Origin of the sequence: Kitasatospora sp. NPDC088351, from assembly GCF_040685575.1 — a bacterium.
In the GTDB taxonomy this organism is placed as follows: domain Bacteria; phylum Actinomycetota; class Actinomycetes; order Streptomycetales; family Streptomycetaceae; genus Kitasatospora.
The window spans coordinates 57,933-79,648 of record NZ_JBFBIL010000026.1 but is presented as its reverse complement, the minus strand read 5'-3'; the positions used below and the strand labels follow the sequence as shown (position 1 = coordinate 79,648).

General features: G+C 71.3%; 22 protein-coding genes. 2 read left to right on the top strand and 20 right to left on the bottom strand.

What is annotated here, in order from left to right; all coding sequences use genetic code 11:
* The first annotated feature begins 18 nt into the window (after positions 1–18).
* Positions 19–1,170: a hypothetical protein gene (locus AB0P06_RS19825; protein WP_363608964.1), complete on the top strand. Its 1,152-nt coding sequence runs from the start codon at positions 19–21 to the stop codon at positions 1,168–1,170.
* 48 nt (positions 1,171–1,218) lie between these two features.
* Here the strand turns inward: AB0P06_RS19825 and rlmN are convergent, their stop codons facing one another.
* The 6 genes from rlmN to rpsB all read right to left on the bottom strand — a co-directional run bounded on the left by rlmN (position 1,219) and on the right by rpsB (position 7,368).
* A complete protein-coding gene (gene rlmN, locus AB0P06_RS19820) occupies positions 1,219–2,319 on the bottom strand; it encodes a 23S rRNA (adenine(2503)-C(2))-methyltransferase RlmN (RefSeq protein WP_363608962.1) in 1,101 nt (366 codons plus the stop codon).
* 94 nt (positions 2,320–2,413) lie between these two features.
* Complete coding sequence (locus AB0P06_RS19815; RefSeq protein ID WP_363609006.1) at positions 2,414–3,544, bottom strand: phosphatidate cytidylyltransferase; 1,131 nt, start codon at positions 3,542–3,544, stop codon at positions 2,414–2,416.
* Between the two features lie 275 nt (positions 3,545–3,819).
* A complete protein-coding gene (frr, locus tag AB0P06_RS19810; RefSeq protein WP_363608960.1) occupies positions 3,820–4,377 on the bottom strand; it encodes a ribosome recycling factor in 558 nt (185 codons plus the stop codon).
* 98 nt (positions 4,378–4,475) lie between these two features.
* Positions 4,476–5,240, bottom strand: coding sequence for a UMP kinase (gene pyrH / locus AB0P06_RS19805; protein WP_148642763.1), 765 nt, complete (start codon positions 5,238–5,240; stop codon positions 4,476–4,478).
* Between the two features lie 262 nt (positions 5,241–5,502).
* Positions 5,503–6,342 (bottom strand): translation elongation factor Ts, encoded by an 840-nt coding sequence (gene tsf / locus AB0P06_RS19800; protein ID WP_363608958.1) that lies wholly within the window; start codon positions 6,340–6,342, stop codon positions 5,503–5,505.
* Between the two features lie 129 nt (positions 6,343–6,471).
* A complete protein-coding gene (gene rpsB / locus AB0P06_RS19795) occupies positions 6,472–7,368 on the bottom strand; it encodes a 30S ribosomal protein S2 (RefSeq protein ID WP_363608956.1) in 897 nt (298 codons plus the stop codon).
* Between the two features lie 433 nt (positions 7,369–7,801).
* Here rpsB and AB0P06_RS19790 point away from each other — a divergent pair, with 433 nt between their 5' ends.
* Complete coding sequence (locus tag AB0P06_RS19790; protein ID WP_363608954.1) at positions 7,802–8,665, top strand: M23 family metallopeptidase; 864 nt, start codon at positions 7,802–7,804, stop codon at positions 8,663–8,665.
* 136 nt (positions 8,666–8,801) lie between these two features.
* Here the strand turns inward: AB0P06_RS19790 and AB0P06_RS19785 are convergent, their stop codons facing one another.
* From AB0P06_RS19785 to rimM, 14 genes are all read right to left on the bottom strand, one after another.
* Positions 8,802–9,374, bottom strand: coding sequence for a helix-turn-helix domain-containing protein (locus tag AB0P06_RS19785; RefSeq protein WP_363609004.1), 573 nt, complete (start codon positions 9,372–9,374; stop codon positions 8,802–8,804).
* 162 nt (positions 9,375–9,536) lie between these two features.
* Positions 9,537–10,541: an RNA polymerase sigma factor WhiG gene (gene whiG / locus AB0P06_RS19780; RefSeq protein ID WP_363608952.1), complete on the bottom strand. Its 1,005-nt coding sequence runs from the start codon at positions 10,539–10,541 to the stop codon at positions 9,537–9,539.
* A 411-nt stretch (positions 10,542–10,952) separates the two neighbouring features.
* Positions 10,953–12,113 carry a DNA-processing protein DprA gene (gene dprA, locus AB0P06_RS19775; RefSeq protein ID WP_363609002.1) on the bottom strand — a complete coding sequence of 387 codons (1,161 nt, stop codon included), beginning with the start codon at positions 12,111–12,113 and terminating at the stop codon, positions 10,953–10,955.
* Positions 12,114–12,154: 41 nt separating this feature from the next.
* On the bottom strand, positions 12,155–13,846 hold the full coding sequence (locus AB0P06_RS19770) for a YifB family Mg chelatase-like AAA ATPase (protein WP_363608950.1): 1,692 nt from the start codon (positions 13,844–13,846) through the stop codon (positions 12,155–12,157).
* A 1-nt stretch (position 13,847) separates the two neighbouring features.
* On the bottom strand, positions 13,848–14,435 hold the full coding sequence (locus tag AB0P06_RS19765; RefSeq protein ID WP_363608948.1) for a YraN family protein: 588 nt from the start codon (positions 14,433–14,435) through the stop codon (positions 13,848–13,850).
* Between the two features lie 168 nt (positions 14,436–14,603).
* On the bottom strand, positions 14,604–14,930 hold the full coding sequence (locus tag AB0P06_RS19760) for a DUF2469 domain-containing protein (RefSeq protein WP_329929696.1): 327 nt from the start codon (positions 14,928–14,930) through the stop codon (positions 14,604–14,606).
* A 55-nt stretch (positions 14,931–14,985) separates the two neighbouring features.
* Positions 14,986–15,459, bottom strand: coding sequence for an NUDIX domain-containing protein (locus AB0P06_RS19755; RefSeq protein WP_363608946.1), 474 nt, complete (start codon positions 15,457–15,459; stop codon positions 14,986–14,988).
* 118 nt (positions 15,460–15,577) lie between these two features.
* Positions 15,578–16,333: a signal peptidase I gene (gene lepB / locus AB0P06_RS19750; RefSeq protein ID WP_363608944.1), complete on the bottom strand. Its 756-nt coding sequence runs from the start codon at positions 16,331–16,333 to the stop codon at positions 15,578–15,580.
* 145 nt (positions 16,334–16,478) lie between these two features.
* Positions 16,479–17,486: a signal peptidase I gene (gene lepB / locus AB0P06_RS19745; protein WP_363608942.1), complete on the bottom strand. Its 1,008-nt coding sequence runs from the start codon at positions 17,484–17,486 to the stop codon at positions 16,479–16,481.
* 245 nt (positions 17,487–17,731) lie between these two features.
* A complete protein-coding gene (lepB, locus tag AB0P06_RS19740; protein ID WP_363609000.1) occupies positions 17,732–18,673 on the bottom strand; it encodes a signal peptidase I in 942 nt (313 codons plus the stop codon).
* The gene (gene lepB, locus AB0P06_RS19735) at positions 18,657–19,580 is read right to left on the bottom strand and encodes a signal peptidase I (protein WP_363608940.1); all 924 of its coding nucleotides are present in this window, start codon (positions 19,578–19,580) and stop codon (positions 18,657–18,659) included. Before lepB (AB0P06_RS19735) ends, lepB (AB0P06_RS19740) begins: the two co-directional genes overlap by 17 nt.
* A gap of 77 nt (positions 19,581–19,657) precedes the next feature.
* Positions 19,658–20,008, bottom strand: coding sequence for a 50S ribosomal protein L19 (gene rplS, locus AB0P06_RS19730; RefSeq protein ID WP_363608938.1), 351 nt, complete (start codon positions 20,006–20,008; stop codon positions 19,658–19,660).
* A gap of 154 nt (positions 20,009–20,162) precedes the next feature.
* Positions 20,163–20,981: a tRNA (guanosine(37)-N1)-methyltransferase TrmD gene (gene trmD, locus AB0P06_RS19725; RefSeq protein ID WP_363608998.1), complete on the bottom strand. Its 819-nt coding sequence runs from the start codon at positions 20,979–20,981 to the stop codon at positions 20,163–20,165.
* Positions 20,982–21,070: 89 nt separating this feature from the next.
* Positions 21,071–21,691 carry a ribosome maturation factor RimM gene (rimM, locus tag AB0P06_RS19720; protein ID WP_363608936.1) on the bottom strand — a complete coding sequence of 207 codons (621 nt, stop codon included), beginning with the start codon at positions 21,689–21,691 and terminating at the stop codon, positions 21,071–21,073.
* Between the last annotated feature and the right edge of the window lie 25 nt (positions 21,692–21,716).

Here is a 21,716-nt window from a genome sequence, read left to right as displayed (position 1 = left end):
GCGGCTGAAAGAGTCGACGTGTTCTATCTCCGTCTGGCCCGGGGCTACCGGGTGCTCGACCTCGGCCGCTGGCTGCTCACCGCCCTGGCCGGCGCGATCGTCGCCGCCTTTCTGCTGCGCGCCCTCGGCCGGGCGCTGAGCGACCCGCTCGGCGGCACCGACGCCGTCGTCCGGCTGCTCTGGTGCCTGCCGCCACTGGCCGCCGTCGCCTGGTTCGCTTCCGTCGCCGCCCGCGCGGTACCGGCCCAGCGCCCCGAGCGGATCACCGGCCTGACCACCGCCGGCGCGGGTGTCGCCCGCATCCGGGCCCTGATCGCCGGCGAGGTCGCGCTCGCCTGCACCGTCGGAAGCGCACTGACCCTGCTGGTCTTCCTGGTCCTGCGCAATGACATCGCCGGTCCCTCGCTCGCCCCCGAGCTCGGCATGGGCGTGCCGCTGCCCGCCGCCGCACCGGTCACCCTGCTCGCCCTGGTCCCGCTCACCTCAGGGATCGCCGCGGCCGGCGCGGTGCCACTCGCCGAGACCCTGCCCGGCGTGCCCCGGCCCGCACGGTCCGGCTTCGGCCCGCTGCGGATCGCCCTGCCGATCGGCCTGGCCGTACTCGGCCTCGCCCTGGAGCTCATCGCCCTGCGGCCCGGCGCCGCCGCCGACGGCCGTCCGATCCACCTCCCGGCCGGGCTCGGCAGCACCAGTACCGCCGCGCTCGGCGGCTGGGCCGCCGTCGCCCTCGGCCTCGCGCTGCTCACCGGCCCGCTGCTCTCCTGGACCGGGCGGCTGCTGGCGGTCGGCCGGCCCACGCCCCTGCGGCTGCTGGCCGGCCGGGGCCTGACCGCGCAGGCCCGCCGGCTCGGGCCGCCGCTGGCCGTGCTCACCCTCGCGGTCGCGATGGTGCTCACCACCGTCCGCTACTGGATCGGCACCCCCGACAGCGCCGACGCGCTGCCCGCGATCGAGGCCTGCCTGGTGCTGGGCTGCGCGGCGGCGGCCGTGGCGGCCCGGCTGGCCGAGGTCCGCACAGCCCGCCGGGACGTCACCGCCGCACTGCTGCGGATCGGCACCTCGCCCCGGCTGCTGTTCGGCGCCGTCGCGCTGCGTACCCTCGCGGTCGGTACGGTCCTGCTGGTCACCGGCGGGCTGACCGCCGCGCTCGCGGCCGCCGGGCTGCGCTGACGCCTCGCCCGGCGGCGTTCGGCCCGCCGTGATTCAGGATCCGGTGGTTCAGCCCGCCGCGGCGAGCTGGCCGCAGGCCCCGTCGATCTCCTGGCCACGGGTGTCCCGGACGGTGGTCGGCACACCGTGCGACTGCAGCCGGCGGACGAACTCGCGCTCGTCCTCGGGCCGGGAGGCCGTCCACTTCGAGCCGGGGGTCGGGTTCAGCGGGATCAGGTTGACGTGCACCCGGTGGTTCTTGATCAGCCGGCCGAGCAGGTCCGCCCGCCACGCCTGGTCGTTGATGTCCTTGATCAGCGCGTACTCGATGGAGATCCGGCGGCCGGACTTCTCCGCGTAGTTCCACGCCGCGTCCAGCACCTCGGCGACCTTCCACCGGGTGTTGACCGGGACCAGCTCGTCGCGCAGCTCGTCGTCCGGGGCGTGCAACGACAGCGCGAGGCGGCAGCTGAGGCCCTCGTCCGCGAGCCGGTTCATCGCCGGGACCAGGCCGACGGTGGAGACGGTGATGCCGCGCTGGGAGAGGCCGAAGCCGTCCGGCGCGGGGTCGGTGAGCCGGCGGATCGCGGACAGCACCCGCTTGTAGTTGGCCAGCGGCTCGCCCATCCCCATGAAGACCACGTTGGAGAGCCGGGCCTCGCCGCCCGGGATCTCGCCGTCCTTCAGCGCGCGCATCCCGGCGGCGATCTGCTCGACGATCTCGCCGGTGGAGAGGTTCCGGGTCAGACCGGCCTGACCGGTCGCGCAGAACGGGCAGTTCATGCCGCAGCCGGCCTGCGAGCTGATGCACATGGTCACCCGGTCCGGGTAGCGCATCAGCACCGACTCGACGAGCGTGCCGTCGAAGAGCTTCCAGAGCGTCTTGCGGGTGGTGTCGTCGTCGCACGAGACGTGCCGGACCACCGACATCAGCTCGGGCAGCAGGCTCTCGGTGAGCTTCTCCCGGCTGGCGGCGGGAATGTCCGTCCAGCTCGCCGGGTCGTTCGACATCCGGCCGAAGTAGTGGTTGGAGAGCTGCTTCGCACGGAAGGCCTGCTCGCCCAGCTCGGCGACGGCCTCCTTGCGCTCGGCGGGGCTCAGGTCGGCGAGGTGTCGCGGGGGCTTGGCGCCACGCGGCGCGACAAAGGTGAGTTCTCCGGGCTTAGGCATGGTTGTTCCAGTGTCGCAGACGTTCCGGATGCCCCGAACGGCGCGAGCCCCGGACGCTTCGGCGTCCGGGGCCCGTCGGTCGGTTGTGCGGTGCTCAGCTGCCGACGAAGGCCGCGAGCAGCAGCCAGACCACCGGAGCGGTCGGCAGGAGCGAGTCCAGCCGGTCCATGATGCCGCCGTGGCCGGGCAGCAGGGTTCCCATGTCCTTGATGCCGAGGTCGCGCTTGATCATCGACTCGCCCAGGTCGCCCAGGGTCGCCGTGACCGCCGCGCAGCCGCCCAGGATCAGGCCCTGCCACCAGCTGCCGCCGTCGATGATCAGTTGCATCAGCAGGGCGCCCGCCAGCATCGACAGGCCGATGCCGCCGGCCAGGCCCTCGCGGGTCTTGCCCGGGCTGATGGTCGGGGCCAGCTTGGTCTTGCCGAACTTGTAGCCTACGGCGTAGGCGCCGGTGTCGCTGCAGACCGTGACGATCAGGAAGAGCACGATCCGCTGGGGACCGTCGTCGGCTGCCAGCATCATCGCCACGAAGGTGGCCAGGAACGGGACGTAGAAGGCGGTGAAGATCCCCGCCGTCACGTCCCGCAGGTAGTTCTCCGGCGGCGCGGCCATCCGCCAGACCATCACCGCCAGCCCGGTCAGCGCGAGCGAGGCCGCGGCCCACTGCACCCCGGCCCAGTAGCCGGTCGCGACCATCGCGACGCCACCCGCGGCCAGCGGGATCAGCGGCGCCTTGATCTCCTTGCGCTCGGCCAGCCGGCTGGTCAGCTCCCAGACGCCGACCACCACGGCCGCCATCACCACGACCAGGAACAGCGCCTTCACGACGAACAGCGAGGCGACGATCACCGCGCCGAGCCCGACGCCGACGCCTATCGCGGCCTGCAGGTTGCGACCGCCGCGCTGCTTGGGCGGCTGCGGCCGCGGATCGGGCTGGGCCAAAGGTGTCTCCTGCCCTGAATGGGACGTCGGCACGAGGTGGGGCTGCCCGGCCGCCGGGTGGCTCGGTGGCGGCGCGGGATGCACCGGGGCTCCCGGGTACGGCCGACCGCCGCGGCCGGGGGCGACGTCGTCGGTTATCGCGCGCAGCACGACCGTCTCCGCCGCGCCCGGCACCGGCGCCTCCGGCTGCTCGTCCCGGAACAGCGGGCCGCTCAGCCTCCCGGCCTCCCGGGCCGGCCCCTCCGCGGGGCCGGGCCCCGGGTCGGCCGGTACGGGAGCCATGACCTGAGTCTCCTCCGCGTCACCGCCCCAGTACACCGGAGGCTGCTGCGAGTGACCCGTTCGGTGTGCGGGGTCACCCGCAGCAGCAGCCGGCGCGACCGGGAAGGCGGCCTGGCCGCCCGGGTGGCCGGGGTACTCCTGAGCCCGCTGCGGCCCCGGCTGCTGCGGCCGCCGGTGCTGGTTCTGCGGCGGCTGCGCCTGCTGCGGCGGGCGGTACGGCTGGTACTGCTGGTCGGATGGGCCCCAGTAGCCAGGGGCGTCAGGGGCGTCGTTCATCAGACTTCGAGCAGCTCGGCTTCCTTGTGCTTCAGCAGCTCGTCGACGCTGGCCACGTACTTGGCCGTGGTGTCGTCGAGCTCCTTCTCGGCACGGCGGCCGTCGTCCTCGCCGACCTCGCCGTCCTTGACCAGCTTGTCGATGGCGTCCTTGGCCTTGCGGCGCACGGAACGGATCGAGACCTTGGCGTCCTCACCCTTGCCGCGGGCGACCTTGATGTACTCGCGGCGGCGCTCCTCGGTGAGCTCCGGCAGCACCACCCGGATGATGGAACCGTCGTTGGACGGGTTGACACCCAGGTCGGAGTCGCGGATCGCCTGCTCGATGGCCTTCAGCGCGGTCTTGTCGAACGGCGCGACGACCGCCATCCGCGGCTCCGGCACCGAGAACGAGGCCAGCTGGTTGATCGGCGTCACGGCGCCGTAGTACTCCGCGACGATCTTGGAGAACATCGCCGGGTGCGCACGGCCGGTACGGATCGCCGCGAAGTCGTCCTTGGCGACGGTGACGGCCTTCTCCATCTTCTCCTCGGCCTCGAGGAGGGTCTCTTCGATCACTGTGTACTCCCTGTCCGGTTCATCTGCTGTTGTCCCGACCGGTATCGGCGTCGAGGCCGGTCGTGGTGTCGACGTCGTCCGGTACGGCTGATTGCTGCTCAGGCCCGGACAGAATCCTGGCTGATGAGTGTGCCGATCTTCTCACTCTTCACCGCGCGCGCGATATTGCCCTCCGCCAGCAGCTCGAAGACCAGCATCGGGAGGTTGTTGTCCTTGCACAGCGTGATCGCCGTGAGGTCGGCGACCTTGAGGTCGCGCGCGATGACCTCGGAGTACTCCAGCGCGTCGAACTTGACCGCGTCCGGGTTGGTCCGGGGGTCGGAGTCGTAGACGCCGTCCACACCGTTCTTGCCCATCAGCAGCACGTCGGCGTGGATCTCCAGCGCCCGCTGGACGGCCGTGGTGTCGGTGGAGAAGTACGGCATGCCCATACCGGCACCGAAGATCACCACACGGCCCTTCTCCAGGTGCCGGACGGCGCGCAGCGGCAGGTACGGCTCGGCCACCTGGCCCATGGTGATGGCGGTCTGGACCCGGGTCTCGATGCCTTCCTTCACCAGGAAGTCCTGGAGGGCCAGGCAGTTCATGACGGTGCCGAGCATGCCCATGTAGTCGGAACGGGCCCGGTCCATGCCGCGGACCTGGAGCTCCGCACCACGGAAGAAGTTGCCGCCGCCGATGACCACTGCGACCTCGGTACCGGCGCGGACGACCGTGGCGATCTCACGTGCGATCGCGTGCACGACGTCCGGGTCGACGCCGAGCCCGCCGCCACCGGCGAAGGCCTCACCGGACAGCTTCAGCAGCACCCGGCGGCGGCTGCCGGCCTGGGGGTCCTGCGCGGTCTCCTGCGTCTCCTGCATGGACTTCTCCTTCTGCACCTACTGGTTCACAGGCGCGGGTGTGCGGATGCCCGGCCTGCGCGTACACGCGAGGAGGCCACTGCCGCGGGAACCGGTACGGTGTCCTGCACGGCAATGGCCTCCTCGTCGTTCATGGTGCCGACGCGGCCCGCCCATAGACGGATGACGCTGGGTGAGCCCGTTCGGCGCGTTCCTCCCGCCCTGGTCAGCGGGCGGGGGCGGTTCCCAGCCTAAGCGTGCTGGGAGCCCGGTGGAACGTGGCTCAGGCGCCGACGCGGAAGCGGGCGAAGCGCTTGAGGGCGACGCCGTTCTCCGCGAGGACCTTGGCGACGGTCTTCTTGCTGTCCTTCGCGAAGGCCTGCTCCAGGACGGAGTTCTCCTTCACGAAGCCGGTGACGCGACCCTCGACGATCTTCGGGAGGGCGGCCTCCGGCTTGCCCTCCTCGCGAGCGGTGGCCTCGGCGACGCGGCGCTCGTTCTCGAGCTCCTCGGCCGGGATGTCCTCGCGGGACAGGTACTTCGGCGCGAAGGCGGCGATGTGCTGCGCGACGTCCTTGGCGACCTCGGCGTTCTCCTTGTCCAGCTCGACCAGGACGCCGACGGCCGGCGGCAGGTCGGGGCTGGTCTTGTGCAGGTAGACCGCGACGAAGCTGTCGCCCTCGAACTGGGCGAAGCGACGGAAGACGATCTTCTCGCCCAGGGTCGCGTTGGCCTCGTCGACGAACTGCTGAACGGTCTTGCCGGCCTCGATCTCGGAGGCCAGGGCGGCCTCCAGGTCGGCCGGGGAGGTGGCGGCGACGTGGGCGGCGAGCGCCTCGGCGACCTCGACGAACTTGTCACCCTTGGCGACGAAGTCGGTCTCGCAGTTCAGCTCGACCAGAACGCCGGCCTTCTTGTCCTCGGCGATCAGCGCGGCAACGGCGCCGTTGGAGGCGTCGCGGCCCTCGCGCTTGGCAACGCCCTTCTGGCCCTTGATGCGCAGGAGCTCGACGGCCTTCTGGACGTCGCCCTCGGCCTCCTCCAGAGCCTTCTTGCAGTCCATCATGCCGGCGCCGGTGAGCTCACGGAGCTTCTTGACGTCCGCGGCGGTGAAGTTCGCCATGGTGTGAATCTCTTCTCGCGTCTCGCGTGTCTGCGTGGGGTTGCGCCGGGACCGCTGGTTCGGTCCCGGCACGGGAGAGAGGGGCACCTACCGGTGTCGTACCGGCGGGTGCCCCTCACCCTTGGTACGTCAGGCCTGCTCGGCCGGAGCGTCGGCGGCGGGAGCCTCGACGGCAGCGGCCTCAGCGGCCTCAGCGACGGGAGCCTCGGCGGCGGCGGGGGCCTCGGCGGCCGGAGCCTCCTCAGCCTTCTTCTCGCCCTCGATGAGGTCCTTCTCCCAGTCGGCCAGCGGCTGGTCGGCACCCGGCTCGGCCTTGACGTCGCCCTTGGCGACACCCGCGCGGGCCTTGAGGCCCTCGGCGACGGCGTCGGCGATCACGCGGGTCAGCAGGGTGACGGAGCGGATCGCGTCGTCGTTGCCCGGGATCTTGTAGTCGACCTCGTCGGGGTCACAGTTGGTGTCGAGGATGGCGACGACCGGGATGTTGAGCTTCCGGGCCTCGCCGACCGCGATGTGCTCCTTCTTGGTGTCCACGATCCAGACAGCGCTGGGAACGCGCTGCATGTCGCGGATACCACCGAGGGTCTTCTCCAGCTTGTCGTGCTCGCGCTGGAGGACCAGGAGCTCCTTCTTGGTGAGGCCGGAGCCGGCCACATCCGCGAAGTCCAGCTCGCCGAGCTCCTTGAGGCGCTGCAGACGCTTGTAGACGGTCGAGAAGTTGGTCAGCATGCCGCCGAGCCAGCGCTGGTTCACGTAGGGCATGCCCACGCGGGTGGCCTGCTCGGCGATGGCCTCCTGGGCCTGCTTCTTCGTGCCGACGAAGAGGACGCTGCCGCCGTGGGCAACGGTCTCCTTGATGAACTCGAAGGCGCGGTCGATGTAGTTCAGCGACTGCAGGAGGTCGATGATGTAGATGCCGTTGCGCTCCGTGATGATGAAGCGCTTCATCTTCGGGTTCCAGCGGCGGGTCTGGTGACCGAAGTGGACGCCGCTCTCCAGCAGCTCCCGCATCGTGACGACGGCCATAGCCGTACTCCTAAGGTGTTGCGCCCGGCTCTCACGCAGTCGACGTCGTGGTTCGCGCGGTGGCGCTCCCCGCTCGGTCGTCTGCGTACGGCCGGGTCAGGCTCGGTTTGTCCGTGGCAGCCAGGTGACAGCCACGCCTGACGCCCCGAACGTGCCGAGCTGCTTCTGCCCTTGCGGTCCGGGGACCGGGCGGGCTCGGCAGACCGAGCGGCACTCGCACCTGGCGAGGGCGGCGGCTGAGCCGCATCCGTCCACCGGTGGCGGGGCGTGCGAAGTCGACCCGGCGGACCGGGTCGCGTGTGAAGTGTACGGGAAGCGCCGAGCGGCGGGCGACTCCGCGGCGGGCGGGGGTGCGGGTGGGGCGGGTGCAGACGGGTGTTTGGAGGGGTGGAGCGGGGTGGCGGGTGGCTTCGTACGCCCGTTTGAGGGACGAATGTTTTCCACAGGGCCGGTTTGTCCACAGGAATCGGGACGCGAGTGGTCCGGTCACGGTCCGGCGGGGAGCCTCGTCCCCATGACAGCTCATCCCGGCTCTGGCGGCTCCTTCGCCGCGGCCAGCGCCGGCTCCCCCTCGGCCGGTTCCCTTCCCGTCGGCTCCGCGTCGGGGCGGCGGACCGGCCCCGTGCTGCCGCTTCCGCCGCCAGGGCCTGGTCCCACCCGCCGGGTGCTGCTGCTCACGCTGCTGGTGCTGACCGTACTTGCGCTGGTCGCCCTGCCCGGACGGGTGGGCCGCGCGGCTCCCCGGTCGGACCGGGCGTCGGAGACGGCACCCGGGGTGGGGACTGCGGCTGGATCGGGAGCGGATCCCGGCCTTGAGACCGGTCCTGGCCGCGGTCGCGCTCGCGGCCTCGGTTCCGACGCCGGGGCGCGGCGGGCATGGCCGACGGGCGGGCCGGGCTCGCTTGTCAGACGGTTCGAGGCACCGGAGAAGCCGTGGGCCGCCGGACACCGGGGCGTGGATCTCGCGGCCGGGCCCGGAACGGACGTGCGGGCGGCGGCCCCGGGGGTGGTCGCCTTCTCCGGCCTCGTGGCGGGCCGACCAGTGGTCACGATCACGCACCCGGCTTCCGGCACTCCCCCGTTGCGTACCACCTATCTGCCCGTCACCGGCACCGTCGCCGTGGGTACTCCGGTCGAGGCCGGCCAGGTGATCGGGCAGCTCGGCCCCGACCCCGGCCACTGCGCCGACGGTGGCTGTCTGCACTGGGGACTGCTGCGTGGCGAGCGGTATCTCGACCCGCTGGCCCTGTTCGGTGCGGGCGCGGCACGACTGCTGCCCCTGGTAGGCGGGCGGTGAAGCAGGTGGTGTGGCGGGCCTTGAGCCTGCCGTGGACCTGGTCCATCGGTCCGGACGCGGTGGACCGCGGTCCACCGCTCGGTCGCTGGGCACCGATCCGTGACCCGCGATCCCCGCCCGTACCGGCCGCAGTGGGTCAGCTCCGGCCCAAGCCGTGGAGGGCGAGGGCGACGGCGGCGTCCGCGACGACTTCCGGGCTCTCGGCGGGGCCTCTGGCGGCGCTCTGCTCGGCCCGCCGGACGGCGGCCTCCACGATTCCCTGGAGCAGCACGGCCGCCAGGCGGGGCTGCTCGTGACCGAGGTCCTCCAACGCCTGAACCACCAGGCCGACCAGCTTGCCGTGCGCGGCCCGGATGCGCTCGCGCGCCGCTTCGTCGAGCTCCAGCGCCGAGATGGCCGCCACCGCCCGGTGGCGCGGGTCCCCGGCCAGCGCCAGCTGGCCCCGGACGTACGCCTCGATCCGGCCGGCCGCGGTGTCGCAGCTTCCCATGCCTGCTTCGATCTCGGCCGCCCAGAGCGGGAAGTCCACCTCGCAGAGCACCTCCACCACTGCGGCACGCGACCTGAAGTACTCGTAGACCGAGGAACGCGCCAGGCCGGTGCGCGCCGCGAGCGCGGGGAAGGTCAGGGCCTCCATGCCTCCCTCGGTGAGGAGGCTGCGGGCAGCGTCGAGGAGGGCTGCCCGCTGCAGCTGGCGATGCTCGGCCAAAGTGGCCGCTCGGATCTTCGGCACGATCCCACTCTACGGAGCCCTACACACCGCCGATACGGCGCCGCGCATCCGGGGGGAGCCGCAGGAGCACGGCGCGGCGTATGCGGCACGCCCGGCGCCGCTCGCCACCCACCAGTCGCCACCCACCTACGGCGCGTTCTAGCGGATGTCGGACAGCTTGGCGCGCAGTTGCAGAACCGACTTCGTGTGGATCTGGCTGACCCGGCTCTCCGTCACCCCGAGGACCTGCCCGATCTCGGCAAGGGTCAGCCCCTCGTAGTAGTAGAGCGTCACCACGGTCTTCTCCCGCTCGGGCAGGGTGTTGACCGCCTGCGCCAGCAACCGGCGCAGCTCCCGGTCCTCGGCCACCTCCACGGGGTTGTCCGCGCCGTGGTCCTCCAGGGTGTCCACCAGGCTCAGCCGGTCGCCGCCCTCACCGACCGGGTGGAGCAGTTCGTCGAGCGCCACCACGTTGGCGAGGGACAGCTGGCTGAAGATGGCGTGCAGATCCTCGATCGCGATGCCCATCTCGGCCGCGACCTCGGGCTCGTGCGGGGTCCGGCGCAGCCGGGCCTCCAGCGTCGCGTACGTCCGCTCGACCGCCTTCGCCTTCTGCCTCACCGAGCGCGGGATCCAGTCCAGCGCCCGCAGTTCGTCGATGATCGCGCCACGGATGCGGCTGATCGCGTAGGTCTCGAACTTGATGGCCCGGTCGATGTCGAACTTCTCGATGGCGTCGATCAGCCCGAAGACGCCCGAGGAGACGAAGTCGGCCTGCTCGACATTGGACGGCAGTCCGACCCCGACCCGGCCCGCCACGTACTTCACGAGGGGTGAGTAGTGCAGGATCAGCTGTTCTCTCAGCCGCTGGTCACCCGTCCCCTTGTAGGAGCGCCAGAGGGCTTCGAGCGCCGTGCGTTCCTGACCGTCCGCCTCCCGGCGCTGCCCGGGCGCGCCCGAGGAAGAACGCGCCGGACCCGCCCCGGTCACGCCGGGCGCGCCGGGCTGGTCGGGGCGCGCGCCGGCTTGTGCCGCGACGTGCGCTCCGCCGCTCTGGTCCTCCCGCCCCGCCGAGGGGGGACAGACCGTCGACGAAGCGCCGGGCGGGGGGTCCGCCTCGGTGCCCGCTGCGGTGGCGGCCGCGTCGGCAGACTGGCCGGGCACCGACGCCGACCGACCGGCCTGCCGTGCGAGGCCCCCCATCGCGCCCGTCGCCTTGGGCGGGAACTCGGTCACGGGGCGCCGCTCGGTCCGCGGCCCGCCCGAGGACCGGGCGCCACCGGTCACTCTGTGTCCGGGAATGTGTGTGGGCATGCGTTGGTCTGCGCCGTTCTGCCGAGTCATGTGCTGATAGGGAAGACAGGGCGAGCGTAGCGTGACCGACTCACTGCAATGCGCTACCGCCACTCGGTCGTCCCCCGATCCGGTGGCGTTCCCCCTCCCCGGATCCCGGTGCCTGCGGCCGATCGGCCCGGCCACCGGGTCACCCCTCGTTGCCCCGTCTCCTGGCTCCCCGCGATGCCTCGCCCCGTTCCCTCACCGTGCGTCTGGTCCAATGCCCTCTCGTCCGTCTGGTCACCTCCTCCGCACCAGCCGCCAATGGGCGCCGTGCCGCTCCACGTAGCCGAGCGATCCCAACTCGTACAGCCGCTGGAGCACTTCGTCCGGCGAGAGCCCCGACTGCCGGGCCAACCGCTCCACGGGCGCCCCCTCTGCCGTCGCCGGCACGGCCTCCAGCACCTGTGCCACAGCCGGCTCCAGCAAGTCCCGGGGCAGAACCGGGCCGCTCCGCTGAGGCGCCAGATCGTCGCCGATCGCACCGATCAACTCGGCCACCTCCGCGGCGTCGGTGACCAGGGTGGCGCCACCGCTACGGATCAGGGCGTGCACTCCGGCGGAGAGTTCCGACGTCACCGGCCCGGCGACACCCATGGTGTACCGGTTGAGGTCGCGGGCGCGCCTGGCTGTACTCAGCGCCCCGCTGCGCATCGCCGCCTCGACCACCACCGTCCCCCGGGTGAGGGCGGCGATGACACGGTTGCGCAGCACGAACCGGAAGCGGTTCGGGTGCTCCCCCGGCGGGAGTTCGCTCAGCAGCAGCCCCTGGGCGGCGATCCGCCTGATCAGCTCGGCGTTTCCCCTCGGATAGGCCACGTCCACGCCACAGGCGAGGACCCCCATCGTCATTCCGCCGGCGGCCAGCGCTCCTCGATGGGCGGACGCGTCGATCCCGTACGCCGCACCGGAGACCACCACCCACCCGCGTTCGGCCAGTTGAGCCGACAGCTCCCCCGCGACATACGCCCCGTAGGCCGTACAGGCCCGCGAGCCGACCACGGCGACCGAGCGAAGAGCCAGCAGTCGCAGCGAGCCCGTCCCGGCCACCCAGAGCCCGATCGGCCGCCCGTCCCCCAGATCGTCCAGTTGGCTCGGCCATTCCATGTCGCCCGGAATGATGAAGCGCCCACCGGCCACTCGTACCCGTTCCAGGTCGTCTGCGGGGTCGACGTCCGCGAGTCTGGCCCGGTAGCCGGCGAGTCGGCCGGCGTCCAGCCCGGGGTGGTCGGGCACAGGACCGCCCCGGATCGCCTGAACCACGTCGGCGGCGTCGAGTTGGGACAGCCATCGGCCGAGGACGGCGTCTCCGGGTTCGCTGAGCCTGCTGAGCACGGCCCTGGCGCAGCGCTCGGGCTCGGTCCGCGAGGCGCTCTGGGAGGGAGGTTGAGGGTGGTTCATCGTCCGGTTCACTTGCGGTGTCCTCGTTCTCTGCACACTGGTCAGATGCCACGCTCGGCCGGGCCGGGCCGGGTGGGCTTCTCCTCGCCCCGCCCGCCTCCCTGCTCCGGGACGCGACTGAGCTGACGGAAGGAGCGCTCCGCCGGCAGCCCTTGCTCGACGCCGGTGCGCAGGACGAGGGCGGTCCGCACGTCCCGTTGGTCCGGGCGGTCTCGACCCGCGAGGTCGGCGACCGTCCAGGCCACCCGGAGCACCCGGTCCAGGCCGCGGGCGGTCAGCAACCCGCGCTCCAGTTGGCGCGCGGCGTCGTTGAGTGCGCCGGGCGCGAGCTGCCAGCGGGTACGCAGTTCATGACCGGGCACCTCGGCATTGGTCTGCCACGGGGTGTTCGCCAGCCGCGTCGCCGCACGCTCGCGCGCCGCCAGCACCCGGGCCGCCACGGTCTCGGTGGTCTCCGCCGTGCTGTCCCGCTCCATGAGTTCGATCCTGGTCACCGGGGCGACCTGAACCTGGAGATCGACCCGGTCCAGTAGCGGCCCGGACAACCTCCCCTGGTACCGGCTGACCATCACCGGGGTGCACTCGCACCCCTCGCCGCGCCGCGAGTGCCGGCCGCAGGGGCACGGATTCGCCGCCAGGCAGAGCAGGAACCTGGCCGGGAGTCTGAGCGAACCCGCCGAACGTGCGATCACCACCTCGCCCGACTCCAGCGGTTGACGCAGCGCGTCGAGCACCCGGACCGGGAACTCCGGTGCCTCGTCCAGGAACAGGACGCCTCGATGGGCCAGTGAGACCGCACCCGGTCGCGGCAGGCCGCTGCCACCGCCGACAATCGCCGGCATGGTGGTGGAGTGGTGCGGGGCGCAGTAGGGCGCGCTGTCGATCAGCGGCCGGCCGGCTGGGAGCAGTCCCGCCACGGAGTGGACGGCGGTGACCTCCAGTGACTCCTTCTGGGTGAGCGGCGGGAGCAGCGCGGGCAGCCGTTCGGCCAGCATCGTTTTGCCTGCGCCCGGCGGGCCTTTCAAATAAAGGTGGTGGCCTCCGGCGGCGGCGATCTCCAGCGCTCTCCGGGCCTCGTACTGGCCCGCCACATCGGCCAGGTCCATATAGGCCGACTTGTCATCGGGCAGGCCTCGCACACCCGCGCTGGGGAGCATGAGCCCGGCCATCAGGGGGTCGGGGCGGCCGCCGATGGGGTCGGGCGGTTCCTCCGGCTCGGGTGCCCCGGTGAGGACGGCGATCAGCTGGCGCAGGCTGCGCACGCCGATGACGGTCACGCCCGGGACCAGTGAGGCCTCGGCGGTCGTCTGCTCGGCCACCACGACCCGCTGGTACCCGGCGTCGGCGGCGGCCAGCACCGAGGGGAGCACACCGCGTACCGGCCGCACCCGGCCGTCCAGCCCCAGCTCGCCGATGATCAGCAGGTCGGCGATGGAGGACGGATCCAGCCGCTCGGCAGCGGCGAGGACGGCACACGCCACCGCGAGATCGAAGCCGCTGCCGCTCTTGGGCACCGAGGCGGGGCTGAGTCCGACGGTCAGCTTGCGCTGGGGCCAGGCCTCGCCACTGTTCACCAGGGCCGCACGCACCCGGTCGCGGGCTTCGGAGAGGGCCTTGTCGGGCAGGCCGACAAGGGTGAACGCGGCGACTCCTGGCTCCAGATCGGCCTGGACCTCGACGATCACTCCGTCGACACCGACCAGTGCCACGGAACAGGTACGAGCGAATGCCATCTCAGACCACCCCTCGCAGGTGGTCCACCAGGGCCGCGCCGCGGAACCGGTTGATGACGGCCACGAGGTCGATGCGGACGCCACCGGGTGGCACAGGTGGCCATGGCGGATCCGCAGGCCCGTTACCGGGCTCGGGCTGGTACTCGGAGCCGGCCAGCCTGGCGAAGTGGCCGGGCCAGCGCTCCGCCATCCAGCGCTCCGCGAGGCGCTGCAGCCGAGCGGCCTTGGCCTGGTCGATGGCCTCGCTGGGCTGTTGGAACCCCCGCTCGGAGCGGGTCTTCACCTCACAGACCGCCAGGGTGTCGCCGTCGAGGGCGACGATGTCCAACTCCCCCTCGACACACCGCCAGTTGCGGTCCAGGATGCGGAGCCCGTCCTCGGCGAGGCGGCGCGCGGCGACCCTTTCGCCATAGCGGCCGAGGCCGTTGTTGGTACTGCGCCCCGGGCTGTTCTTCTCCGGGCGCGGCGGAGCAGGCCCGACGGCGGTCGGCGACCCTCCGTCCGCCGGCCGCACTGTCTTCCGTCTGGGCTGCCCGTCCAGCCGGGCTTTCGCTGTCTGCTTGCGCGGGGAGCGCTTCGTGTCCTGCACGATGACCACCTCCGCTGTGGAGGTTGCCGCGCAGCCCGGGACCAGACCAGAGAGTTGTTATTTCCTGTGGATAACCAGGGCCTGTGGATAACTTCTGTCACCTGGAGGGGTGAGAATCCCGGAATACTCGGAATTCCTCTGGACACCACCGGCCCAGACGGTCCAACGTCAGTTCCCGAAGCCGGCGTCGTCCGAGGGCAGCTCCAGATCACTCTTCGCGAGCTCCTCGATGTTCACGTCCTTGAAGGTCAGCACCCTGACCTTACGGACGAACCGAGCCGGCCGGTACATGTCCCAGACCCACGCATCCGCCATCGACACCTCGAAGAAGACCTCGCCCTGGACCGAGTGCACCTGCAACTCGTAGTCGTTGGTGAGGTAGAAACGCCGCTCGGTTTCGATCACGTACTTGAACAGGCCGACGACGTCCCGGTACTCCCGGTAGAGCTTGAGCTCCATCTCGGTCTCGTACTTTTCGAGATCTTCGGCACTCATCCAGGCGTCCCCTCAACTTGTCACGTCCACCCATTGTGGACCACCGCACCCACCCTCAGAGCCGTACTGGAGTGACTGGCGGCCCCTCGGCCAACAGTTGCTCCACAAAGTCCGCCAGTCCGACCGGGTAGACCGTCTCGGCGGTTTCCCTGAGCTCCTCGATCGTCCACCAGCGCGCCGCGAGCAGTTGGGCGTGTTCGTCGTCGCCCATGCCCGAGTGGTCGAGCACCGTGTCCGTGGTCCGGGCCAGGTGGAACCACTGCTCCTGCTCGTAGTGCTGCCCCCGAAAGGAGAACGAAGCCGTGCCGTACGCCACCAAGGGCCCCAGCTCCACGCCCCGCAGTCCGGTCTCCTCCGCGAGCTCCCGTACGGCTGCCTCGCGCACGCCCTCGCCGGGCTCCAAGCCACCCCCCGGGGTGAACCACCAGGTGACACCCGGTACCGCCGGGTCGGACCCCCGGAAGAGAAGAAGGCGCTCCTGCCCGTCCAGCAACAGGATCCTCGCCGCTCTGCGACGCCGTGCCGTCATGGCAGATCTCCACACTCCTTCCGTTCGCCCCGGTGGCTCTCCCGATCCTGCCACCCGGCACGACCGTCCGGGGCGATGTTCGGCAGAGCGGGCAGGTCCAGGGCCGCGGCACCCGGGTTCAGGACGCGCGGCGGTTCCGGAGCCGACGGGTCAGGCCCGCCACGCCGCCCACCGCCGAGGTCACGACGATCAGCGCCGCGCCTACAACGGTGGCGTAGGCGGCCGGCTCCAGCGGGCCCGGTTCACCGGCCTTCGGGCCACCAATCACATCGAAGGCCGAGGTCCTGGCGAACATGCCCGCCCGACCGAACGGCAGGACGGTGGACTCGACCCGGGCCTGCACCTCGCCGGCCGGGATCGTTCCCCCGTCCACCTCGAGGTGGGCACGGGAGTCCAGCGATCCCTGCCGGTTGTCGCCGAGCAGGAACAGCCGCCCGGGCGGCACCTCCACGCTGAACGTGCCGCTCTCCGCGCTCTGCGCAGCCAGGTAGGGCTCGTCCACCGGCTTGCCGTTGACGGTCAGCCGGTGGTCGCCTCCGGTGATGGCCACCGTGTCGCCGCCCACCGCGACGACCCTCTTGACCATCAGCTCGCCGCCCCAGACCTGGTCACGGAAGACCACGACGTCACCGCGGCCGACGGCGCCGTCATCGATCTTCCGGGCCAGAACGGTGTCCCCGACCTTGAGCGTGGGGGTCATGGACGCGGTCGGGATGTTGTAGGGCCGGTAGTCCAGGGCCATGACCGCGAAGCCGCCGACCAGCAGGACCAGTCCCAGCGCGATCACCGCGCCCTGCAGCACGGCGGCGGGCCGGCGCCGAGGCCGGGCGGCGGCCGGCGGGCGGTCGGCCACCTGTTCCACGACACTGCTCATCGACACCGTCCACCCCTGCCCGACCTGGAAGCGCTCGCGACGCACCGGGGCCACAGGCGGGAAACCCGGCGGGCCGTGGCACGTCCGAGCAGATTACTCGTCGGTACCACGGCCCGCGCAAGACCCGGGGGCTACCCGGTAACGGTCAGGACTGCTTCTTTCGGTCCGCCCGGTCCCTCAGCCGGCGTACCACCGGGAGCAGACCGACCGCGCCGACGGCGCCGGCCACGGGGGGCACGAGCGGCGCGGCCCCCGACAGCCCCTTCTGGTCGAAGGTGTCTGGTACCGGCAGCGTCGACCAGTGGTTGACCGGCCAGGCCACCACGAAGGCACGCCCGATCACCTCGTCCACCGGAACCGTGCCGCCGCCCGGCTGGTCCATGTGGAAGCGGGAGTCCAGGGAGTCCGCGCGGTGGTCGCCCATCACCCAGATCCGACCGGGCGGCACCTTCACCGGGCCGAAGGGCTTCGTACCGCAGGGGGTGTTGCCCGCGAAGACGTACGGCTCGTCGAGCACGGCCCCGTTGACCTTGACCGGGCCCTCGCCCTCGCACTCGACGGTGTCCCCGCCGACCGCGATGACGCGCTTGATCAGGTCCTTCTCGTTCGTGGAGGGCATCAGGCCGACGAAGCTGAGCACGTCCTGGATGCCTCGGACGAAGGAGTTGCTGCTCTGCTGGACGGGCTCGTCGTTCAGCCAGCCGCCCGGGTCGTGGAACACCACGACCTCTCCGCGCTCGGGCTCGGCCCCGAACCACGGAGTCAGCTTGTCCACCAGGACACGGTCGCCTACCTGAAGCGTGTTCTGCATCGATTCCGACGGAATGGAGAACGCCTGGACGAAGAACGTCTTGATCACAAGAGCCAGGACCAGTGCGATACCGACCAGGATCGGCAGTTCCTTCCAGAAGGAACGCTGCTTGCGCTCCTCGCCGACGGACTTCTCGTCCGACGGCTCGTCCTCCGAACCCGGCTCGACCCGGAAGGCACCCAAGGAGTCACCCGTATCGTCGGCCGGTTCGTCTGCGGACGGGGCCGCCGTGTCCTCGGCGGGAGCCGAGGGCACCGCGGACTCGGCGGACCGGGCCGCCCGGCTGCCGGAGCCCTCGGGCTCTCCGGCGCCTGAGCGGGCGCCGATCACCAAATCCCCCACAACGTCTCCTCCCTGCTGTGCGGACGCCCGCGCGCCCGCGCTCACAGTGCCGCACAGCGGGCACCACACTCCACCATCGGCCGTGAACGTCTCAGAGCCGCCCGCGTCGGGCACACCTGACACCAACACAGCCGCAGAACACAACCGGCCTGGTGCACCGGTCACTCCAGCACTTCTCTATCACTCCCAGGCATCCGGCTCGCGATCCCACACGCGTGATCTTGCTGGTAGCCGACCGGCACGGCCTACTCCCGTGGTCGTGCCGATCGACGGACGACAAACGGAAGAATGCCCAACACACCCATAACGAGCGGAGGTTCCATCGGAATCGGCCCAGCGCCCGGCAATCGCGAAGCTTCTCCGCGAGCCGCCGGAGCCCGCGCCACTGAGGAGAGTGAACCCGGTGCATCAAGTTGATGGAACCGGTCCAACGGCCACGCGATCACAAAAGCCCGGCCCACCACACCGCTCAGCGGGATAGTCCCCTGCCCCGGATTCGCCATGTGGAAGCGGGAGTCGGCGGACACGTCCCGGTGGTCGCCCATGACCCAGAGCCGCCCCTGCGGAACCTTCACCTTGAAGGGCTGGCGGGACGGCGGGTTCCCCGGTGCCAGGTACGGCTCGTCCACCACGGCGCCGTTGACGCTCACCCGCCCCTGCGCGTCACAGCACTCCACGGTGTCCCCGCCGACACCGATCACGCGCTTGATCAGATCCTGCTCGCTGTCGGACGGCAGCAGCCCGACGAAAGTGAGGACCTGCTTGGCCCCGCGCAGTACCGGCCCGTCCGTGGACGGCTTGTGGTCAGCCTCCAGCCAGCCACCCGGGTCCTTGAACACCACCACGTCACCGCGCTCCGGCTCATTGCCGAACCAGGGGGTGAACTTGTCCACCAGTACCCGGTCCCCGATCTGGATGGTCTGTTCCATCGAACCCGAGGGGATCACGAAGACCTGCACCATGAAGGTCTTCATCACCAGTGCCACCAGCAGTGCCACCACGACGATCAGTGGAAGCTCGCGCAGGAGAGAACGTCTGCGACGGCGGGCCGCCCGGCGGGCGGTGCGGCGGCGCTCGGCCCGGCCGCGTACCGGTGGCGCCGCTTCCTGGGCGGGTGTCTCCTCCGGGCTGCCCGAGGGCTCGGGGGCGGGACGGTCGGCCAGCCGGCCTCTACCTCTGGTCCCCATGTCCACCCGTCCCCCCTGTCGCGGCAAACGCCGCCGGCCGGTCCAGGCTGGTCCAGTGGCCGATCGGGTAGACGACCCAGTCCGCCCGTCCGATCACCCTGCGCTCCGGGACAAAGCCTCCGCCGGGCTCGCCCAGGTGGTCACGCGAGTCGCGCGAGTCGCTCCGGTGGTCGCCCATCACCCACAGCTTGCCGGCCGGCACCACCACGTCGAAGGCCACGCTCGACGGCTCGTCCCCCGGGGCGAGGTAGGACGTCTCGTCGACCGGCACCCCGTTGACGGTGATCCGCCCACCCGGACCGGTACTGGTCACCCGGTCCCCGCCGACACCGATGACGCGCTTGACGTAGACCGAGTTCCCGGCCGGTGCCAGTCCGAGGTCCTGGCCGAGCGAACGAAGACCGTCCCAGAACCCGGCCGACCTCTCCGGCTCATGCAGAAAGGAGCCCGTCCCGTCGAAAACCACCACATCGCCGCGCTGGGGGTGGCCGCCGAAGGCGTAGGCCAGCTTGTTCGCGATCAGGCGATCGCCCGGGCGCAGGGTGTTCTCCATCGATCCGGACGGCACCGCGAACGGCCGCGCCACGAAAGCGTTCACCAGCAGCAGGGTGAGCAGGCAGATACCCACCAGCAGAAGCAGGTCACGCCCACGCGAACGCACCGGCGCCTCCGGCTCCGGCTCCGCGGTGGGTTCGTCCCCCGGCCCGGCGGTCTCCGGCCCGGCGCCCGTCTCCACGTCCCGCGCCTCGGCCGGCCCGGCGTCCGATACCTCGGCCGTCCCGGCCTCCACACCCGCTCCGGCCGGTTCCGCCCCGCCCCCGGAAACGGCCGCGGACCGCGACAGCGAGTCCGCACCGGTGGGTGCGGGACTGCCGTCGCGGTCCGCGAGTGGTTCGTGCGTGCTCATCGGGGGCTGAGCTTACCTTGCGGCAGCGGCGCCCCCTAGAGCGCTCCGATCCCCCGGCAGCGCCGGGGGCCGGTGGATCAGCGGTCGCGCTTCTCCTTGATCTTCGCGGCCTTGCCGCGGAGGTCACGCAGGTAGTACAGCTTGGCGCGGCGAACCGCACCGCGGGTCACGACCTCGATCTTCTCGACGACCGGGGTGTGCACCGGGAAGGTGCGCTCCACGCCGACGTTGAAGCTGACCTTGCGGACGGTGAAGGTCTCACCGACACCGGCGCCGTGGCGGCGGATGACGACGCCCTGGAAGACCTGGACACGGGAGCGGCTGCCCTCGATGACCCGGACGTGCACCTTCAGGGTGTCACCGGCGCGGAAGGCCGGAATGTCGCTACGCAGCGAAGCCGCGTCGACAGCAGCGAGCTTGTTGCTCATGTTGCTCTCCATCGCAGGCGCCACGGGCCGCCCACGGAAGTTCGTCGCAATGGGGTCTGCTGCGGGCCGCATCGGACCGAGGTGATCCCCCCGTGGCGAGGGCACCGGACCACGTGACCCCTACGAAAGGAGTCCAGCGACAGACAGCAGCGGCCTATTCTTCCACATCACCGGCCACGGACCGAAATCGGCCGAGCTGCTCGTCCCAGGCCAGTCCGAGGATGCTGAGGGCCTCACGGTCCTTCTTGTCGAAGGCGCCGTACTGCCAGCGCTCCACCAGGTCCGGCCGGTTGGCCAGGGTGCGGGCGAAGGCCTGCTCGCGTCGCCAGCGGGCAATGCGCCCGTGGTTGCCGCTGAGCAGCACGTCCGGCACGGTCCGGCCACGCCACTCGGCGGGCTTGGTGTAGACCGGGCCCTCCAGCAGGTCGGCCATCGCACCGGGCGCGAAGGAGTCGTCCCGGTGGGACTCGGCGTTGCCCAGCACTCCGGGCAGCAGCCGGGCGATCGCCTCGACCATCACCAGCACCGCGACCTCGCCGCCGGCCAGGACGTAGTCACCGATCGACACCTCGACCACCGGCATCCGGGTGGCCGCCTCCTCGATCACCCGCCGGTCGATGCCCTCGTACCGAGCGGGGGTGAAGGCCAGCCAGGGGCGCCCGGCGAGTTCCTGCGCGAGTTCCTGGGTGAACGGACGCCCGCTGGGAGTCGGCACCACCAGAGTGGGCACCTCGCCCTCGGGCCCCTGGGCGGTCACCGCGTCCAGGGCCTCGCCCCACGGCTCGGGCTTCATCACCATGCCGGGGCCGCCGCCGTACGGGCTGTCGTCCACGGTCCGGTGCACGTCGTACGTCCAGCCGCGCAGGTCGTGGATGTGCACATCGAGCTGGCCACGAGCGCGGGCCTTGCCGACCAACGAGATGTTCAGCGGCTCCAGGTACTCGGGGAAGATCGTGACGACGTCTATCCGCATCCCGCTCTGCACCGCGGCCACCGGCCCGGACTCCGGCCTCGGCTCCTGCGCCGCGCCCTGCCCCTGCCCCTGCTCACGTTCGTCGGAGCTCACTCCGCGGCCTCCGAACCGTCTCGCACACCGTCGCCCTGAGCACCGTCGCCCTCAGCAGCGTCGCCCCCAACACCGTCAGCACCGTCGCCCCGGGCGACCTCGGCCTGCTCGGAGTCGATCAGCCCGCCCGGCGGGTCGATCACGGCGCGCTGGTTCTCCAGGTCGATGATCGGCACGATGCGGGTGACGAACGGCACCAGCACCTCGGTCCCGTCGGGCTTCTTCACCGTGAGCAGGTCCTGATAGGGCAGGTGGACGACCTCGGTCAGCTCACCGACCAGGGTGCCGTCGAGCAGCACCACGTCCAGACCGATCAGCTGGTGGTCGTAGAACTCCTCCGGATCCTCCGGGCGCTCCTCCGGGTCGACCTCGGCGATCAGGATGGTGCCGCGCAGCGCCTCGGCGGCATTGCGGTCCTTGACGCCGGCGAAGCGCAGCAGCAGCCGGCCGCTGTGCACCTTGCCGGACTCGACGGTCAGCGGCCCGGCCGACGCGGGGTCGGTGAGCAGGACGGCACCCGGTCCGAGCCGGAGTTCCGGCTCGTCGGTGCGGACCTCGACGCTGACGTCCCCCCTGATGCCGTGGGCGCGGCCGATCTTGCCGACGACGAGCTGCACGGTGATCGTTCTCCTGGATGAGTGC

What these genes read in the sequence shown, in the direction of transcription:
- rlmN (WP_363608962.1), bottom strand. Translation starts at nt 2,319, where the DNA reads ATGCCTAAGCCCGGAGAACTCACCTTTGTCGCGCCGCGTGGCGCCAAG.
- rpsB (WP_363608956.1), bottom strand. Translation starts at nt 7,368, where the DNA reads ATGGCCGTCGTCACGATGCGGGAGCTGCTGGAGAGCGGCGTCCACTTC.
- AB0P06_RS19815 (WP_363609006.1), bottom strand. Translation starts at nt 3,544, where the DNA reads ATGGCTCCCGTACCGGCCGACCCGGGGCCCGGCCCCGCGGAGGGGCCG.
- AB0P06_RS19770 (WP_363608950.1), bottom strand. Translation starts at nt 13,846, where the DNA reads ATGGCATTCGCTCGTACCTGTTCCGTGGCACTGGTCGGTGTCGACGGA.
- lepB (WP_363608944.1), bottom strand. Translation starts at nt 16,333, where the DNA reads ATGAGCAGTGTCGTGGAACAGGTGGCCGACCGCCCGCCGGCCGCCGCC.
- trmD (WP_363608998.1), bottom strand. Translation starts at nt 20,981, where the DNA reads ATGCGGATAGACGTCGTCACGATCTTCCCCGAGTACCTGGAGCCGCTG.
- AB0P06_RS19790 (WP_363608954.1), top strand. Translation starts at nt 7,802, where the DNA reads ATGTTTTCCACAGGGCCGGTTTGTCCACAGGAATCGGGACGCGAGTGG.
- lepB (WP_363609000.1), bottom strand. Translation starts at nt 18,673, where the DNA reads ATGGGGACCAGAGGTAGAGGCCGGCTGGCCGACCGTCCCGCCCCCGAG.
- rplS (WP_363608938.1), bottom strand. Translation starts at nt 20,008, where the DNA reads ATGAGCAACAAGCTCGCTGCTGTCGACGCGGCTTCGCTGCGTAGCGAC.
- dprA (WP_363609002.1), bottom strand. Translation starts at nt 12,113, where the DNA reads ATGAACCACCCTCAACCTCCCTCCCAGAGCGCCTCGCGGACCGAGCCC.
- lepB (WP_363608940.1), bottom strand. Translation starts at nt 19,580, where the DNA reads ATGAGCACGCACGAACCACTCGCGGACCGCGACGGCAGTCCCGCACCC.
- AB0P06_RS19760 (WP_329929696.1), bottom strand. Translation starts at nt 14,930, where the DNA reads ATGAGTGCCGAAGATCTCGAAAAGTACGAGACCGAGATGGAGCTCAAG.
- pyrH (WP_148642763.1), bottom strand. Translation starts at nt 5,240, where the DNA reads ATGCAGGAGACGCAGGAGACCGCGCAGGACCCCCAGGCCGGCAGCCGC.
- tsf (WP_363608958.1), bottom strand. Translation starts at nt 6,342, where the DNA reads ATGGCGAACTTCACCGCCGCGGACGTCAAGAAGCTCCGTGAGCTCACC.
- AB0P06_RS19755 (WP_363608946.1), bottom strand. Translation starts at nt 15,459, where the DNA reads ATGACGGCACGGCGTCGCAGAGCGGCGAGGATCCTGTTGCTGGACGGG.